The organism is Sphingomonas sp. Leaf4, from assembly GCF_920939515.1.
GTDB lineage: Bacteria > Pseudomonadota > Alphaproteobacteria > Sphingomonadales > Sphingomonadaceae > Sphingomonas.
Map to the genome: position 1 here is coordinate 453526 of NZ_CAKLBB010000001.1, position 17853 is coordinate 471378.

At 67.5% G+C, this 17853-nt stretch carries 13 protein-coding genes; 3 read left to right on the top strand and 10 right to left on the bottom strand.

Translation table 11 applies throughout. The features are described from left to right. From pelG to LRA89_RS02025, 7 genes are all read right to left on the bottom strand, one after another. Entirely contained in the window at positions 1-1398 is a 1398-nt protein-coding gene (gene pelG / locus LRA89_RS01995; protein ID WP_230635984.1) for an exopolysaccharide Pel transporter PelG, read from the bottom strand. A 45-nt stretch (positions 1399-1443) separates the two neighbouring features. After that, positions 1444-5472: a cadherin domain-containing protein gene (locus LRA89_RS02000; RefSeq protein ID WP_230635986.1), complete on the bottom strand. Its 4029-nt coding sequence runs from the start codon at positions 5470-5472 to the stop codon at positions 1444-1446. A gap of 166 nt (positions 5473-5638) precedes the next feature. Then, complete coding sequence (locus LRA89_RS02005) at positions 5639-6310, bottom strand: alpha/beta fold hydrolase (protein ID WP_230635988.1); 672 nt, start codon at positions 6308-6310, stop codon at positions 5639-5641. 17 nt (positions 6311-6327) lie between these two features. Then, positions 6328-7365: an AbrB family transcriptional regulator gene (locus tag LRA89_RS02010; protein WP_056498984.1), complete on the bottom strand. Its 1038-nt coding sequence runs from the start codon at positions 7363-7365 to the stop codon at positions 6328-6330. After that, positions 7365-8666, bottom strand: coding sequence for a CitMHS family transporter (locus LRA89_RS02015; protein ID WP_055758313.1), 1302 nt, complete (start codon positions 8664-8666; stop codon positions 7365-7367). Before LRA89_RS02015 ends, LRA89_RS02010 begins: the two co-directional genes overlap by 1 nt. A 25-nt stretch (positions 8667-8691) precedes the next feature. Continuing rightward, positions 8692-10203 (bottom strand): OprO/OprP family phosphate-selective porin, encoded by a 1512-nt coding sequence (locus LRA89_RS02020; RefSeq protein WP_230635994.1) that lies wholly within the window; start codon positions 10201-10203, stop codon positions 8692-8694. Continuing rightward, positions 10200-11273: an ABC transporter substrate-binding protein gene (locus tag LRA89_RS02025; RefSeq protein ID WP_230635996.1), complete on the bottom strand. Its 1074-nt coding sequence runs from the start codon at positions 11271-11273 to the stop codon at positions 10200-10202. The genes LRA89_RS02020 and LRA89_RS02025 overlap by 4 nt, the downstream gene beginning before the upstream one ends. A 113-nt stretch (positions 11274-11386) precedes the next feature. Between LRA89_RS02025 and LRA89_RS02030 the strand changes: the two genes are divergently transcribed. Beyond that, on the top strand, positions 11387-12040 hold the full coding sequence (locus LRA89_RS02030) for a response regulator transcription factor (RefSeq protein WP_056499338.1): 654 nt from the start codon (positions 11387-11389) through the stop codon (positions 12038-12040). A gap of 139 nt (positions 12041-12179) precedes the next feature. Beyond that, positions 12180-13553: a sensor histidine kinase gene (locus LRA89_RS02035; RefSeq protein WP_230635997.1), complete on the top strand. Its 1374-nt coding sequence runs from the start codon at positions 12180-12182 to the stop codon at positions 13551-13553. 41 nt (positions 13554-13594) lie between these two features. Here the strand turns inward: LRA89_RS02035 and asd are convergent, their stop codons facing one another. Beyond that, on the bottom strand, positions 13595-14470 hold the full coding sequence (asd, locus tag LRA89_RS02040; protein ID WP_230635998.1) for an archaetidylserine decarboxylase: 876 nt from the start codon (positions 14468-14470) through the stop codon (positions 13595-13597). 44 nt (positions 14471-14514) lie between these two features. Here asd and LRA89_RS02045 point away from each other — a divergent pair, with 44 nt between their 5' ends. Continuing rightward, positions 14515-16179, top strand: a complete 1665-nt coding sequence (locus LRA89_RS02045) for an aminotransferase class III-fold pyridoxal phosphate-dependent enzyme (protein WP_230636000.1) — start codon at positions 14515-14517, stop codon at positions 16177-16179. Positions 16180-16284: 105 nt separating this feature from the next. Here the strand turns inward: LRA89_RS02045 and LRA89_RS02050 are convergent, their stop codons facing one another. Then, entirely contained in the window at positions 16285-16905 is a 621-nt protein-coding gene (locus LRA89_RS02050) for a hypothetical protein (RefSeq protein WP_230636002.1), read from the bottom strand. A 25-nt stretch (positions 16906-16930) separates the two neighbouring features. Continuing rightward, positions 16931-17617, bottom strand: a complete 687-nt coding sequence (locus LRA89_RS02055; RefSeq protein WP_230636004.1) for a class I SAM-dependent methyltransferase — start codon at positions 17615-17617, stop codon at positions 16931-16933. Positions 17618-17853: the final 236 nt, after the last annotated feature.

Sequence of the window (17853 nt, forward strand, 5' to 3'; positions counted from 1 at the left end):
TCACAACCAACGCCCTCCGTGCCCGACGACCGCGGGATTGTTACCGACGAACAACAGGTACGTCAGGTTCACGCTCGCCTCCGCGACCAGCGCGATGCCGACCGACGCCCCGACCACCGCACCCGCCATATAGCCCCAGCCGAACGCCGCGAACCCTGCATCGAACTGCGCCCAGGTGGCGATCGCGCTGCCGATCGCAAAGGCGGTCCATGTCGCCAGGATGCGCCCGAACAGGTCGTAGTAGGCGAGCACCACCGTGGTCGCGATCGCGATCAGGTGGAACACGACCCCCGCCGAAGTCTGGCGAAACGCGAAGATCGCGCGCATGTCCGCGCCGATCAGGTCGAACAGCGGCACCGCCAGCACCCATGCCAGCGCCGCGACCAGCAACTGCACCAGCACCAGCAGGCGGATACCGTCGATCATCGTGCGCACCACGTCGCCGCGCGCTTCCTCGATCCGCTCCATCGTCGACGTGCCGGTGCAGCGCGCCAGCATGCTGCCGAACGCCCGGTCAAACCGCGTTTCGGTGACGATCAGCAGCAGCGTCAGCCCCGGCACGATCGTCAGCAGGCCGAGGAAACTGCCCTCGTCGTTGATCGGATTAAGCCGCAACAGCCCCAGCGCCCAACCACTTTCAGGACCGAACCACAGGATCCATTTGTCGATCCAGATCGCCGCGACCCCGGCGACCCCGGCCAGCGCGATGATCGTCGCCAGACGCCTGGGCATCGCATCAGGCGCGGGCAGCACTGGATCGCCCGCGAAATGGCGGCGCAACAGCAACAGGATCGCGCCCAGCGTCGTGCCGATCCCCAGCGTCACCACCGCCAGCACGCTCGTTAGCCCGGCGTGCGGCACCAGCAGCAAGGCCCCGGTCGACAGCGATATGCCGAGCAGATAGGCGGCGGGCACCGCGCGGAACCGGTTGAGCGTCGTCAGCATCGGTGCCGCGATCCAGATCTGCGTCAGCCACGCCAGCGTCACCGCCGACAACAGCGCCGGCCACAGCGACAATTCCGCGAGCAGCGCGAACAGCACGATCCCCACCACCAGCCCGATCGCGCCCCCCGCTGCCAGCGCGACCAGCAGGATGCCGGGGATCGCCGCCGCGTCGCGCGCGAAGATGCGATCGGCGACCAGCCGCGTCGCGACGAGGCCGATCGGCGCGGCGGCCAGCGCCGACAGGCTGAACGCATAGATCAGCACCGTCTGCACGACATGCGCGGCATCGCCGCTCAGGTGATGCGCCGCCCAGCGTTCGAGCAGGATCATCGCGCCGGCGGTGATGAGCCACGGCCCCGAACTGATGATCGCGCCATGCACGGCGGCGCCGGCGATCCCGCCGACCCCGCCCTCGCGCGCCACCCGCGCCAGTTGAAACCCGATACCCGCCATGACCGTCCTCTACCCCGGCCATAGCCGGGGTTTCGTAACAGTCCCTTACAGGAAGAAGTCGTTGGCGGTCAGATTGTGGTGGCCGAGCAGCGCGATCGAGAAGTCGGCGACGCTGCCGACCCCGGTATTGCCCTCGACGACGGTATATTCCTTGCCGTCGATCATCTGGAAGCTGAAGCGCAACTGCGCCGCTCCGGTGAACTTCGCGCCGGCGTTGCCGAACAGGCTAAACGCCTGATCGCCGCGCGCCAACGACGACGTGTTGGCGTCGATCGCCGACAGGTCGATCTTGTCCTCGCCCGAACGGAAATCGGTGATGACATCGCGCAGCGACGACGACGTCAGCGTATCGCCGCTGCGCTCGAACCGGAACACGTCGGCACCGGCACCGCCGGTCATGACGTCGCGGTCGTCGCCGCCGATCAACGTGTCGTTGCCGTCGCCACCGTTCAGCGTGTCGCGCCCGTCGCCGCCGATCAGCGTGTCGTTGCCGCCAAGGCCGTTCAGCACGTCGTTGCCCCAGCTCCCGTTGAGCATGTCCTGCTCGCTGGTGCCGTTCATCGTTTCGGAAAAAATCGTTCCGGTCTGGTTCAGCCCGACGACGTCCTTCACGAACACCCACAGCAACTGCTTGTCGCTGACGCCGTAGGAATCGGTCGCGACGACGGTCACGTCATAGATGTTGTTGCGGTCCGAATCCTGCGGGTTCTCGAAATCGGGCGCGGTCTTGAACGTCAGCACCCCGCTCACCGGATCGATATTGAACAGCGATCCCTCGCCCCCCGCCGCGATCGAATAACGGATGCTGTCGCCGTCGCGCAGATTGGGGTCGGTCGCGGTGACGGTCGCGACCGCGGCCGTGTTCTCGTTCACCGAGATCGATCCGTTGTCGCCGCCCCCCGACGAGGTGATCGTCGGTCCGCCGGTCTGTTCGAACACGTTCTTGACCGTCACGTACAACAGTTGCTTGTCGGTCGCACCGAACGAATCGGTCGCGACGACGGTCACGTCATAGATGTTGTTGCGGTCCGAATCCTGCGGGTTCTCGAAATCGGGGGCGTTCTTGAACGTCACCACGCCGGTCACCGGATCGACATTGAACAGATGGCCTTCGCGACCCGGCTCGATCGAATAGCGCACGCTGTCGCCGTCGCGCAGGTCGGGGTCGGTCGCGACGACGGTCGCGACGGCGGTGGTGTTCTCGTTGATCGCCGGAACCCATGCCGCATCGCTGCCCGCGAACGAGGTGATCGTCGGCCCTCCGGTCTGTTCGACCGCGTTCTTGACGTTCACCCACAGCAACTGCTTGTCGACCACGCCGCGCGCATCGGTGGCGACGACGGTGACGTCATAGATGTTGTCGCGGTTCGAATCCTGCGGGTTCTCGAAATCGGGGGCTTTGATGAACTTCAGCACGCCCGTCACCGGGTCGATCTCGAACAGCCGGCCTTCGCCGCCCTCGCCGATCGAATAGCGGATCGTGTCGCCCTGCGCGACGTTCGGATCGGTGGCGACGACCGCGCCGACGATCGTGCTGTTTTCGGTCAGCGTCATCTGGCCCCAGTCGCCGCCGCCGGCCGAGGTGATCGTCGGGCCGGCGTTGGCGATCTGCTGCAGCTTCACGACATGGCTGCCGATCGCGCCCAGATCGATCGTCGCGACCTCGCCGATCAGCGATTCGAGCTTGCCGCCCTCGACCGTGATCCAGTTGGTGCCCGGCGCCTTCAGGTCGATCTTGACCTTGCCCTCGCCCTCGGCGGTGAAGCTGATGTCCTTGCCGTCGCCCGTCACCGATTGCAGCGACGCGCGCATCGGCAGCTCGGTGATGTGGGTCACGTCGTCGGCCGCCGCGCCCATCTTGATCTCGAAGGTGCCGCCCGCCATCGGCAGGAACACCTTGTCGCCGCTATACGCATACCAGCCGGTGACGCTCTGGATGACCTGCCCCGTCTTCTGCCCGTCGACGTCCAGCGCGAACACGCCGGTGCCGAGCGGCGAGGTGACGTTGGCGGTGATCGTGTCGCCGACCACATTGGTGACGATCCGCGCCTGATCGAATGCCTGCACCCGCGCGGCCAGATCGGCGAGCGTCACGAATTCGATGCCGCTCTTGGCGGCCATCGCGACGAATTCGGTGAACATCGCCTGGGTATAGGCGCTCGCCTGACCGTCGGCCGACCACATCGTCGGGCCGTAATCGTGCCACGGCCACACCACCACCGGCGCGTCGCCGTTCGCGGTCAGCGTCGCGAATTCCTTCGCCCACACCGCCTGCGCCTCGGCGACGGTCTTCTTCTGGAACTCGATCAGCGAGAAATCGAACGAGGTGTTCGGTGCGATATAGACCTGGCCCGATTTCGCATTGTCGGGGTTCATGAAGCCGATGGCGTTGGGATAGCCCGCGCCGACCCCCGAATAGCCACCCGACAGATATTGCACGTACTTCAGGATTTCCTGCGACGTGGCGATCTGTTCGGGTGCGCCCGGAACCGCCGCGCCCGTCACCTTCGCATCGCGGCCGATGAAGTCGCTGATCGCCTTCTGCAATTCGGCGCGGCTCTTGCCGAATTCATAGGCGACCTGATCGGGGGTCAGGATGTTGGTGTCGTGCGGGTGGGTGTAGCTGTGCGTCCCGATCTCGTTGCCCATGTCGAGCAACGCCTTGTAATAGGGTAGCGATACCGCCCAGTCGGTCGACTGGCCCGTCGTCGGGCTGTCGCCGATGTTGACGTAATAGCTGCCGACGAAGTTGTATTTTTCCTTCCACTCGGCGAGCAGCGGGATCAGCTTGTCATAGATGCCCGGCGCATTGCCTTCCGGGTTCACCTCGTCACGCTCCTGACTCTGGTCCATGTCGACGCGCGAGGCGAACATGCCGCTCTGCCGCGTCATCTGGAGGCCGACCGACAGGCCGCTGCCATGGACCGAATAGTCGATCGCCTTTTGCAGCATGTTCTCGTCGGCCATCACCGCTTCGGACGAGAAGATGACGTTGCGCCCGCCGGTCTGCGTCGCGATCGCCGCCGAATAGGTCTGGCCGTTCACCGTCTCGGTCGCGATCGTCTGGCCGGTGCCGCTCTCGCTCTTGAAGGCGTTCCAGCCGACGCCCTTATATTCATGCACGACCTGTCCGTCGGCATAGCCGTCGAGCACGGTGCCGTTCGGATCGGTCGCCCGAACCGTCACGTCGGCCGGGAAGCCGCCGGTCACGCGCGTCGCGTCGAACAACAGCTTCATCCGGCTGTAGCTGTCGCCGGGCAGCGCGTTGCCCGCCTGGTCGTTGGTCATGAACTCGCCGGCGGCGACAAGGCCGATGCCGAACTGCTTGGTCGCCTGTTCCAGTGTCTGCGCGATCAGGTCGACCTTGCTCGCATCGACGTTGCGGAACGACGGAAAGACGATGCTGTCATATTTCGCCAGCGTCGACAGGCTGGTCAGATCGCTCTCGGTCAGCACGTCGAACGGCACGCCTGCCTGCATCGCCTGGCTTTGCGCGGCCATGAACAACTGCGAATAGGCGGTCTTGCTGAAATAGGCGTTGGCGGTCGACTCCGACCACACGATCGCGATGCGGTGCGCCGGGTCGGCGGCGATGCCGGTGTCGTTGAACACGGTGAACGGCGTCGACGAATAATTGCCCGGCAGGAATACGTCGTCGTTCACGTCGAAGATGGTGTCGATCGCCTGCGGATTGCCGATCGCCGCCTTGGGCACGCGGAACTCGACGGTCGACTTGTCCGCCGACCACACCGCCTCGAGATTGGCGAGCACCAGCGTCTCGCCGGCCTTGCCGGTATAGAGCGATACGGTGCCATCGCCGTTGAAATTGACGTTGTATTCCGCTCCGCCGGCGAACCCGAACACCTGATGCCCGGTGGTCGCGTTACGATCGGTGTTGAGCCACGCAGTGGTGTTCGCACCGATGACACCCGGCGCCTTCAGCGCGAAGGCAAAGGCGTCGCCGTCGCTCTTGGCATAGATCGCATAGCCCTCGCCCAGCCCACGGTCGATCCGGTCCGCCTGGTTCCAGTCGTTCAGATTCCCGTCGAGCGTGATCGGAGTCGCGTTCGCCATTGCCACCTAATCCCATGAATTCGATGGGACGGCGCTTCGCACCCCGCAACTAGTATCGCAAGTATCCATAAGGCGGTCGCAAGTCGCTGCTATGGTTAATCCGTATCACGCTGACACGCGGGGTGCGAATTCGGGACGATTCGGCCGGTTCGTCCCGAAATATTCATTATCGCACCGATCGCCGGTCGTGCAGCCAGTCGTTCAGCAGCATCGTCACCTCGCCCGGCCGTTCGAGCGGGGAGAGGTGTCCGCAGTTGCGCAGGATGCGGAACTCGGCATGCGCAATGCGCCGTGCCAGCGCGCGCGCATCGTCGGGCATGCAGATGCGGTCGCGGTCGCCGACCGCCACCAGCGTGGGCACATGAATCGCGCCGATCGCATCGCTGATGTCGGGCCGTTCGAGCAGCGCGCGCCGCTGGCGTTCGAACACCGCGGTGCCGACGCGCTCGGCCATCGCCTGCACCGGACCGCTGACGATCGGGCTGAGCGAGGGGTCAGCGTGCGGCGCAGTGGCCAGCATGCCCTGTTCGCCCACCGTCCGGCTGCGCACGTCCATCGACGCGCGCGTGCCGAACAGCGCGATGCGCACCACCCGGTCGGGCGCCTGCCGCACCATCTCCATCGCGACATAGCCGCCCAGACTGACCCCGGCGACCGCGAAGCGCGGCGGCGCTTCGGCCAGCACGCGTGCGGCCATCGCCTCCAGCGTGTCGTCCTGCGACAAGTCGTTGAACTCGGGGGCCGCGACATCGGCCAGATCGAGGATCTGGTGCGCCCAGAGCCTCCCGTCGCATCCCATCGCGGGCAGCAGCATCAAAGGTACGAGCGAGGCTTCCATGGCCGGTATCTCCAGACTCAGCGGGCAGGGCGAAAGGCGAGGGGGGCGGCGACGAGCACGAGCACGACGCGCGTCAGGTGATGGACGATGACGAACCCGGGTTCGAGCGACAGGCCGAGCGCGACCATGCTCATCTCCGCCAGCCCGCCGGGCGAATAGCCCAGCGTCAGCAGGACGGGATCGAACCCGGTAAGATAGGCGATGGCGCAGGCCCATAGCGCGGTCAGCCCCAGCAGGATCGCGGTCGACCCCGCCGCCAGCGCGAGCGTGCGCAGCAGGACAGGCAGGGTCAGCCCGATGAAGCGGCAGCCGATCGTCGCGCCGAGGCCGACCTGCGCGGCGGCGACCACGGGGCCGGGGATACGGAAATCGCTGATGCCGGTCACATGCACCGCCGCGCTCACCGCCAGCGGGCCGATCAGGTGCCACGCCGGCAGCCGCAGCGCCCGCCCTACGACGAGGCCCACTCCCATGCAGCCCAAAGCCCATGGCAACAGGCTCCATGTGAACGCCCCGCCGCCGATCGTGGCCGCCACCGCCGCCTCGCCCGGCCGGATCAGGTGCAGCGCCCATGGCAGGGTGAACACCACCAGAAATATGCGCGCGCCGTGGATCAGCCCGATCGCGCGTTCGTCCGCGCCGTGGGTCTCGCCCATCAACACCATCTCGGCGATGCCGCCGGGCATCCCCGCGAAATAGGCGGTGGCCGGATCGAACTTCGCCACCCGCCGGAAATAGGTGACGCACAGGATCGCCGCGCTGCCGAGGAAGAACGGCAGGCACAGCAGCGGCACGATCCATTCTCGCGCCTGCGCCCACAGCCCGGGGTGGAAGCTGCTCCCCAGCACCACCCCGATCACCGCCGCCATCGGCCGCCTGGTCGCCGACGACGCCCGGATCGGCGCGCCGGCGACGCTGGCGACCGCGCAGGCCGCCATCGATCCCAGCACCCACGGCAGCGGCGCACCGGCCGCATCGAACGCCGCCCCGCCCGCACCCCCCACCGCCAGCGCGGCGAGGAAGCGCAGGGTCGTCGAGGCGGCGTCGCGGTTCATTACGCCACGAACGGGAAGGCGAGGGCGATCATGCCGACGATCGTCATCACCACGCACACCCCGATCGCGGGGAGCAGCGTGAACTTCTGGTGATCGGCCAGATCGATACCCGCAAGGCTGACCAGCAGATAGGTCGAGGGGACCAGCGGGCTGAGCAGATGCACCGGCTGCCCCATCAGCGACGCACGCGCGATCGCCATCGGCGACACGCCGTAATGCGATCCCGCTTCGGCAAGGATCGGCAGCATCCCGAAGTAGAAAGCGTCGTTGCTGATGAAGAAGGTGAAGGGGAGCGAGAGGAGCGCGGTGATCGGCGCCATATACGGCCCGAACGCGGGCGGGATGAAGCCGACGACTTCCTTGCTCATCGCCTCGACCATGCCGGTGCCCGACAGGATACCGGTGAAGATGCCGGCGGCGAAGATCAGCGAGACGACCGACAGCACGTTGCCGGCATGCGCGGCGATCCGCTCCTTCTGTTCGGCGACCTGTGGATAGTTGACGATCATCGCGATGGCGAAGGCGATCATCATCAGCACCGACAGCGGCAGGATGCCCCACACCAGCAGCGTCAGCAGCGCCACGACGAGCGCGCCGTTGAACCAGATCAGGTGCGGGCGGCGCGCCTCGGGATATTGCGACACGGCCATGCCGGTGAATTCGGTCGGCTGGTTGGCCTTCACATGGCCGATGCGGCGGCGCTCCTTCTTGCCGAACCAGAAGGCGAGGGCGAGCAGCGCGCCGAGGCCGACGAGCATGCCGGGGATCAGCGGCAGGAACAGCTCGGCCGGATCGAGCTTCAGCGCGCTGGCCGCGCGCGCGGTCGGCCCGCCCCACGGCGTCAGGTTCATGATGCCGCTGGTCAGCATCAACAGGCAGCACAGGTACAGCCGGTTCATGTCATAGCGTTTGTAGAGCGGCAGCAGCGCGGCGATGGTGATGATGTAGGTCGTGGAGCCATCGCCATCCAAGCTGACGACCGCGCACAGCGCGACCGTGCCGAGCAGGATGCGCAAGGGGTCGCCATGCACCAGCCGGATCAGCTTTCCGACCAGCGGATCGAACAGGCCGGTATCGGTCATGGTCGAGAAGAACAGGATCGCGAACAACAGCATCACGCCGGTGGGCGCGAGATTCTTGATGCCGTCGATCATCATGTCGCCAAGCCCCGCCGCCTGTCCGGCGATGACGCCGAACATCGTGGGGATGACGATCAACGCCACCAGCGGCGTCATCTTCTTCGTCATGATGAGGGTCATGAAGACCGCCACCATCGCGAAGCCAAGCAGGGCGAGGCTCATGTCAGTGTCTCCGGGATGTGGGGGATCAGAAGGTGACGGCCACGCGGCCGCTGATGGTCTGGCCGCTGTCCTGGCCGGTATAGGCGCCGGTGCGGTTGTCGGTGTTCCAGTGGATGCCGTTCAACTGGAAGCGGGTGAAGCTGTTGAGATACCAGTTGACGCCCAGCGTCGCGGCCCAGCCCTCGCCGCCGGTCAGCAGGTCGGTATAGTCGAGGCTTTCGTAGCGCGCGGTCAGCTCGATCGCGCCGGGGCCGCCGTCGAACGTCGGGCGCTTCACCTTGGGCTGGCCGAAGCTGCCCAGACGCGGGTTGTATGGCGGCAGGTCGCCGGTCAGGAAGAACCCGCCGGAGATGCTCCACGCCTTGCTGTCGAAATCGCCATTGGCGACCGTGCGCGCCTCGCGCCGGCCGGCCTCGGCCATCAGCCACGCCGGCCCCTTGTAGCCACCCAGTTCGAGGCCGTAGCCGGTGGTGCCGGTCCCGCCCAGCAGCGGCCCCGACGACACGCGCAGCGCCCCGTTGAAGCGCCCCCCGATCACCGTGTTGCGCGTCAGCGCGGTGCTGGCAGGCGACAGCGATTCATCGAAGCCCCACGCGCCCAGATGCAGCACGCTGTCGGGCGTCTTGATCGGGTTCCAGTGCGCGCGCGCCAGCACGGTGCGCCCGTCGGCCACCGCCTGCGTCCCGTCGATCCGGTCGCCGGTGACGGTCAGCGAGGCGTGGCCCGTCTTCCAGAACACACGCGGCATGATGCCCACGCCATAGAAACCACGCTGCGGGATGATCGCGGTCGCAACCGTGGTGCGTTCGAGGAACGGCGTCGAATCCGACCCCGTCGACCCCTCGAACCCGCGATCGTTGAACAGGTGCCCGGCGCGCACGTCGTAATCGATCCCCGGCGCGATCCGGTTGCGCCACCCCATGAAGGCGGTGACGACATCGACGTCGTTCTCGGAAAAATCGATCTCGAACTGGTAGAAGAAATGCGTACCGACCCCGCCTTCGAGGCCGAGGCGCAGCGCGCGCATGCCGGTGGTCGTGATGTTGCGCGCATCATAGTCCGACCCGAAGGTCGAACTGACGTCGGCGAGGATGCGCCCGCGCGGCTTGAAGGTGTAGACGCCATCGGCCGAATGGAACACCGGCAGCCCCGCGCCCCATTCGGTGGTCAGCCCCGACGGGTTGTCGCGCGCCGCCTGTGCCTGGGTAACGTCGCGGTCGGCCGGACCGGGGGGGGCGAGCTGCGGTGCGAACGGCACGGTGCGGCGCGGCTGCGGGTTGGCGGTCTGCGGCAGCAGCAGCGCGGGGTCGGCGCCCTGTTGCGCCAGTTGCGCGGTCGGGACGGTCGTGGTCGTCGGCACGGGCGCGGCGGCGCTCTGCTGCCCCTCGATCCGGTCGAGCCGCGCGCGCAGCGTCTGGATTTCCACCGCCTGCTGCCGCACCAGTTCGGCCAGCTCGGCCGGGGTCGGCGTCTGGGCCAGCGCCGGGGTGGCGACGGTCAGCGCGACGAAGGCGCAGCCACTAGCGAAATGTCTCATTGCGAAGCTCCGGTAAGGACCCTGCGCCATTCGCGCAGGAAGCGCTGGCGGGTGATGCGGTCGAGATTGACGAGAAGTTGCGGGCCGACGCGGATCGGCCGCGCCTGCGCCGGCGGCAGCCGCCGGGCGGGCACGTCGGTGCGCACCGGCCACAGGCTGGCGCGCGCGAGCAGGCTCTGCCCCCGACGCGACAGCAGGAAATCGAGGAACAGCTTGGCCGATGCCGGCGCGCGCGCGGCGCGCGGCACGAACGCGATGCGCGAGGTGACGAGCGTATAGTCGCTGGGGAACACCACGCCGATCCGCCGGTCGCTCTTGGCCCGCTCCAGCGCATAGGAGCCGATGACATTATATGCGATCGCCTGCCGCCCTGCTGCCACCGCCGCCAGCATCGGCTCGGTATTGGCCGCCAGCACCGGCTTCGTCGCGGCGATCGCGGCCAGCAGGTCGCGCGTGTCGCGCGTCGCCGCCATGTCCTGCGTCAGATAGAGATAGCCGACGTTCGAGCGCGCCGGATCGAACGTCGTGACCCGCCCGGTGAACAGCTTCGCCCGCGCACGCAGCAATTGCGTCAGCGCGGCATGGCTGCGCGGCATCTTTGTGTCAGGGATCAGCCGCCGGTTGTAGACGATGCCGATCGGCTCGGCGGTGACGCCATAGCCCATGTTCTTCCACACGGCGGTGGGTGGCAGCGCGGGCTTCTCCGGGCTGGCATAGGCCTGCGCCAACCCGTCGTTGATGAGCTTGACCTGCAAATCCATCGCCGACGACCAGACAAGGTCGGCCGAGCGCTTGCCCGAGCGCGTCTCAATGACAAGCCGGCGATAGATGTCGATCGAATTGAGGTCGGCATAGCGCACCCGCACCCCCGGATAGGTGCTGCGGAACGCCGCCAGCACGCTCGCCAATTCGGCGGTATCGGCATTGCCATAGACGATCGCGCCGCCCTCGGCCTTCGCGGCGGCGATCAGCGCGTCATAGGAACGGGGATAGCCGGTCGGGCGCTGCTGCGCGGCGGCGGGGACGCCCACGCCTGCAACGATCACCAATGACAATAGGATCTTGCGCATCCCGGTTCCTCTCGTGCTTTTCCGTTTCTCTGGATCGGATAAGCTGGAATGATGCGATACGTGGTGAAGCTGTCAGCAACCTTTCATGCCCCGAGGCATTTTTGCGCATCCTGATGATCGAAGACGACGCCGCGCTCGCCCGCAGCATCGCCGCGTTGCTGCGCGGCGGTGGCCATGCGGTCGACCATGTCGCGTCGGGCGAGGAGGCGCTGGAGGTGGTCGGCGGCGAACCCTATGCGCTGGCGATCCTCGACGTCGGGCTGCCCGGCATCGATGGCTTCACCGTGCTGCGCGAGATGCGCCGGCGCGGCGAGCGCGTGCCGGTGCTGATGCTGACCGCGCGCGATGCGCTCGACGACCGGGTGCGGGGCCTCGACCTCGGCGCCGATGATTATCTGCGCAAACCCTTCGAGCCGGAAGAACTGGAGGCCCGCGTCCGCGCGCTTGGCCGCCGGCGCGGCGGCGATCCGGTGCCCGAACTGACCGTGGGCACACTGGTCCTGAACCGCTCGACCGGCACCGCGCAGGTTGGGACACGCACCCTCGACTTGCGCCGCCGCGAATGGGCGGTGCTCGACACACTCGCCACCCGCGCCGGACAGGTGGTGCCGCGCGACCTGCTGCTGTCCGAAGTGTTCGGCTATGACGAACCGGTCGGCCCCAACGCGATCGAGGTGAACGTCACCCGCCTGCGCACCAAGCTCGCCCCCGACGGCCCGCAGATCCGCACGGTGCGCGGCGTCGGCTACCTGCTGGACGCGGGGTGAGGGGGATGATGCCTGATGCCTCCCCTCCCTGGAAGGGAGGGGTCGGGGGTGGGTTGGCCTGCGAGGGACCGTATCGCCAACCAACCGGCCGACCCACCCCCAACCCCTCCCTGTCAGGGAGGGGAGCCATGGTCCCCTGATGCCCGCCCCCCGCGCCATCGCGCTGCGCACGCGCCTGCTCGCCGCCATGCTCGGCCCGCTCGCGCTGGTCGCGGTCGTCGTCGCGCTGGTCGGCGCGACGCTGATCGCCGATGTCGTGCGCCGCACCAACGACCGCGTGCTGGGCGGCGCGCTGGGTGCGATCGCCGAAACGGTCGAGGTCGAACGCGGTGAGGTGACACTCGACCTGCCGCCCGCCGCCTTCGGCATGCTGGAGAACGGCGAGCGCGACAACGTCTATTACCGCATCGCCGTCGGCGGCGACCTGCTCACCGGCTATGCCGATCTTCCCGCGCCCGATCCCGCCGATTTGACGACCGACGTGCCGCGCTTCCGCTTCGCCACCTATCGCGGTCAGCGCATCCGCATCGCCGAGGTCCGCCGCGCGCTCCCCGCGATTGCGCAGCCGGTGGTGGTGCAGGTGGCCGAAACGCTCGATAACCGCGCCGCGCTGACCCGGCGGCTGGTCGTGGCGCTGCTGGTCGGCGAGCTGCTGCTGGTCGGCATCGCCGTGCTGCTGCTGCGCCCGGCACTCGGCTGGAGCCTGCGCCCGCTCGCCCGCCTGCGCGGCGCGGTGGAGGCCCGCGACGGCCGCGCGCTGCCCGACCTCTCGCCGCTCGATCCGGGGCCATTGCCCATCGAACTCCGCCCGCTTGCCACCGCCTTCGACCGGCTGCTGGCGCAACTCGATACCGCGACCGCCGCCACCCGCCGTTTCACCGCCGACGCCTCGCACCAGATGCGCACGCCCTTGTCGGTGCTGAAACTGCAAGTCGCACTCGCCCGGCGTGGCGAGGCCGATGCACTCGACGAGATCGGCGATGCCGTCACCCGGCTCGAACGGCTGCTTACCCAGCTTCTGTCGCTCGCCCGCGCCGAGGAAGCCGGTGCCGCCGCCCCGTTCGAACAGGTCGATCTGCGCAAGGTCGCCACCGCCGTCATCTCGCGCCGCATCGCGCAGGGGATCGAGGCGGGGGTCGACCTGCAACTCGATGCCGCCGACGACCGCAGCTTCGTCGTCGCGGGCTATTGGTCGCTGTTGTTCGAGATCGTGAGCAACCTGATCGACAATGGCATCCGTTACAACGCGCGCGGCGGCACCGTGACCATCGCGCTGGCGCTGACTCCCGATGCGGTGCTGCTGATTGTCCGTGACGACGGCCCCGGCATCCCCGCCGCCGATCGCACCCGTGCCTTTGAGCGGTTCGTCCGGCTGGGTCCGGCGGACGGCCCCGACGGCAGTGGTCTGGGTTTGGCGGTGGTCCGCTCGGCAGCCGAACGCATGGCCGCCAGCGTCGAGCTGTCCGACGCGCAACCCGGCCTGCGCGTGACGTTGCGCTTTCCCGCCCTATAACCATCATTCCCGCCTGCGCGGGAATGATGGTTATAGGGGTTTCACCCCCGATCGAACAGCACATTCCCTGCCCACACCCGGTCGCCGGTCGCCACCCCTTGCGCCAGCCGATACGGCGCGGGCAGCAGAATCAAGATCGTCGAGCCATGCTCGAACCACCCCATCTCCTCACCCTGGCGCAGCCGCGCATCGCACGTCGCCACCGGCTCCGCCCGCTCGCGCAGCAGCTTCACCGTGTCGAGGAAGGTCAGCCGGATCGCCGCGACCAGGATCGCCGCCACCGGCACCAGCAACACCGGCGTGCCATCGTCCAGCCGTAGCCGCACCGTCGCGCGCTCGTTGCGGCAATACAGCCGCTCGACCCGTTTGAGCGCCGGCTGGTTCACGTTGAAACAATCGCCCGGAAAATAGCGCACCCGGTCGACCGTTCCGTCCTGCGGCGCATGGAACCGGTGATACATCCCCGCCGTCAGCCGCAGCGTCACGAAGCTCCCGCCGAGATAGGCGTCGCCCTCGCCCCCGGTCAGCTCGCCGATCGAATAGCGTTGCCCCTTGGCCTGCACGATGCTGTCGCCATCGATCCGCCCGCTCGCGACGATGATCCCGTCGGAGGGCGATGCGATCTGATTCGCATTCGCCGCGAAGCTCCGCGCACCGGGCCGCAGCCGCCGGATGAAACAGGCGTGCATCGATGGCCAGCGCGTCTCCGCCGCATCGGACAGGTCGACCGCGCTGAACGTCCGCCACACCGCGATCGACGCCTTGGCGATCCACGGCTGCTCGATCTTGCTGAACCGCCCCATCGCCCGTGTAAGCGTGCGGCGCGGCAGCCAGTTCGTCGCGGCATAGTTGAGTGATTCGATCGCGGTCAGTCTGGCGATCATCCGGGCGAGCGGGTTGGGCGAAGTCTGTTCCATCGCCGTCATCAATAGTTCGTCATCGGGTCATATTCGCGTCAGCCATGTCGCCGCTCGCCCTCGCTCTCGCCGCCGCCACCGCCGGCCTCGTCGCCACCAGGGGGCGCACCCGCCTCGCGCTCAGCCGTGCCAAGCACGGCTCGCTGACCGGCCATGTCCGTTTGGGCCAGCGGATCGCGCGTCAGATCGCCTTCTACGATTATGACGACGCGCGCTTCTTCGCCGCCGACGATGCGCCCGCAGAGATCGCCGCACAGCGCCGCGCCGGCTTCGATCGCCTCAGCGCGCTCTACGCCGGGCGGTTCGCCAAGACCGTCGCCGCGACGAAGGAATTGCGCGAGGGCCTGTCCGACCTGCAATTCACCGGTCGCTACCGCGTGCCGTTCCAGTTCAGCGCGCTGGTCCGTGATCGCCTCGCCACCGGGGCATTCTACGAATCCTCGGCCGGCGTCACCGTCACCGACCTCGACGGCAATGTCTTTTACGACCTCGCCGGCTCCTACGGCGTCAACCTGTTCGGCCACGACTTCTACAAATCATGCATCGCGGAAGGCAGCGCGCGAGTCGCCGCGCTTGGCCCGGTGCTCGGCACCTACCACCCGCTCATCACCGCCAATGTCGCCCGGCTGAAGGCGATCAGCGGCATGGACGAGGTGTCGTTCCACATGTCAGGCACCGAAGCGGTGATGCAGGCGGTGCGCCTCGCGCGCTATCACACCCGCCGCCGCCGCGTGGTCCGCTTCGCCGGGGCCTATCACGGCTGGTGGGGCGATGTGCAGCCCGGCATCGGCAACCCGGTCCCGCAGGACAACACGCTGACATTGGCCGAACTGTCCGACGCCACGCTGCACGTGCTGGCCACCCGCAAGGACATCGCCTGCGTGCTGGTGAACCCGCTCCAAGCGCTCCACCCCAACAAGGGCGCGCCGTCCGATGGCACGCTGATTGACAGCAGCCGCGCCGCCCGGCTCGATCGCGCCGCCTATCGCGACTGGCTGGTCAGGCTGCGCGACGTCTGCACCAAGGCCGGCGTGGTGCTGATCTTCGACGAGGTGTTCATGGGCTTCCGTCTCGCGAAGGGCGGCATGGCCGAGGCTTTTGGCGTCCAGCCCGACATGGTGACATATGGCAAGACGCTGGGCGGTGGCCTGCCTGTCGGCGTCCTGTGCGGCCGTGCGGACCTCATGACCCGCTACCGTGCCGATCGCCCCGCCGACATCTGTTTCGCGCGCGGCACCTTCAACGCGCATCCGTATGTGATGGGGGCGATGGACGTGTTCCTCGATTGCCTCGATTCGCCGCAGGTGCAGGCAATGTATGACGGCGTCGATGCCCGTTGGGACGCGCGGATCGCGCAGTTTAATGCGGCGATGGCGGCGGCCGACCTGCCGGTACGCGCGGCGGGCATGCAGACGGTGTGGACCGTGACCTACACCGTGCCGTCGCGCTACAACTGGATGCTGCAATATTATCTGCGGGCCGAGGGGCTGGCGCTGAGCTGGGTGGGCACCGGCCGCCTGATCTTCAGCCTCGACTATAACGATGCGGCGTTCGCCGACGTCGTGGCGCGCTTCGTCGCGGCGGCGCGCGCGATGCAGGCCGATGGCTGGTGGTGGTCGGCGCCCGGCACCACCGACAAGACGCTGCGCCGGACGGTGCTGAAGGAAACCCTCGCCAAGCGCTTCGGGCGGGGGTGGGCAGGACGGTGATGGCGAATGCCGCCACCGGCCCGCCACGGGCAAAGCCCGTGGCGTCGGACGGCGCTTTTCGCGCCGCCGGCCGGGCACGCCTCGGGCGGCGCGTGGATAGCTGCGCTATCCCCTTGCCCGGCGCGCTTCTTCCTGCAAATCCGTATCGATCCGCGCGCCCTTTAACAACTGCACCGGCGCCTTGCGATACAGCACGAAGTCGTTGAACGGATCAGTGATGATCTTCGTCGCCCAGACGAGGCCAGTCATCACGTCGCGCTGCACGAACAACTGCACCACCCGGAACAGCAATCCCCCGACCGCAAAGCCCAGCCACAGCAGCGCCAGATGCCGCAGGAAGCCGACGAAGCCGACATGCGGCTCGAACAGCCCGAAGAAGGTCGGGTCGATCAGCAGCGGGATCGGCGTCGCCGCCCACAGCCCCATGAACACGATCTTGCGGAACAGGTTGTACCCGACCTTGATCTCCTCCTTGTGGGCGTGGGTCGCCTGGTTCTGGTGATCGTAGGTCTTGGGCTCGAAGAAGAAATGGCCCGATTGCCGCGCGGTCATCGCCACCAGCCAGCCGAGCAGGCTCGCGACGGCGGGATCGATCCACACCACGACATAGGCGATCAGGAACGTCGTCGCGCTGACGAAATGCAGCGCCTGGTTGATGATGCTGTGGTGGTAATAGCGGTGATCGTCCCACCGCTGTTCCTTCAACGCTTCCTTGAAACCGGACATCGTAGCAGCCTTGTGCAAGGGGGGTTCAGGCGGTCGCGGCGTGCGCGAGCGTAGGTGTATTGTCCTGTCCGTCGGCGGTGCGACGGAAACAGACGAGCGAGAAGTGGCCGAGCGGCGGGAGCGGGCGGCGCTCGACCAGTTCGGCGTTCGGATGGCGCAGCGCCCAGTCGCCATAGACCGACCACGGGAAATCGGTGCGCCAGCCCAGCCGGCTGGTGACGGGCATCAGCGCGCGCTCGATCTTCGAGCGCACGCCGGTTTCCGCCCCCAGCCGCGTCGTGATGACGATCAGCCCGCCGGGCCGCACCACGCGCAGGAACTCGCTCAGGGCGCGGTCGGGATGCGGCACCGCCGACACGACATACTGCGCGACCACCACGTCGAACGAGGCATCGGGAAAGTCCAGCGCCTCGGCATCGCCGATCGCGATCCGCTCGACCTGGGTCAGGTTCAGCCGCTTGACGCGGTCGCGCGCCTTGTCCAGCATCTGGTCGGCGATGTCGATGCCGGTGATCCGGCTGTCGGCGCGGTAGTGCGGCAGCGAGATGCCGGTGCCGACCCCGACCTCGAGGATGCGCCCGCCCACTTCCTCGGCGGCGTCGATCGCGGCGCGCCGGCCGCGGCGGAACACCGGTCCGAACACCAGATCATAGATCGGTGCCCATCGGTCATAGGCGCTGGCCACGCCGATACGGTTCAATTCCTGAGCCAATCGCAAAATCCTCGGTCAGCGCCGGTCGTCGGCGGTCTGACGAGCGAGGGTGACGGGATTCGATGACACCGCGATGGCGGTATGAAGTCGCCAAGGTTTCAATTTGATGCAAGCGCGCGTCATCATCACGCAACAATAATGTCGCGCGACGGCGGTAGATAAGCGCCAAGCAAGGACGCATGTCCGGTCCGCTTTCGTGGGGAAGCAAACGATGACAACGGCCACTGTATCCCGGA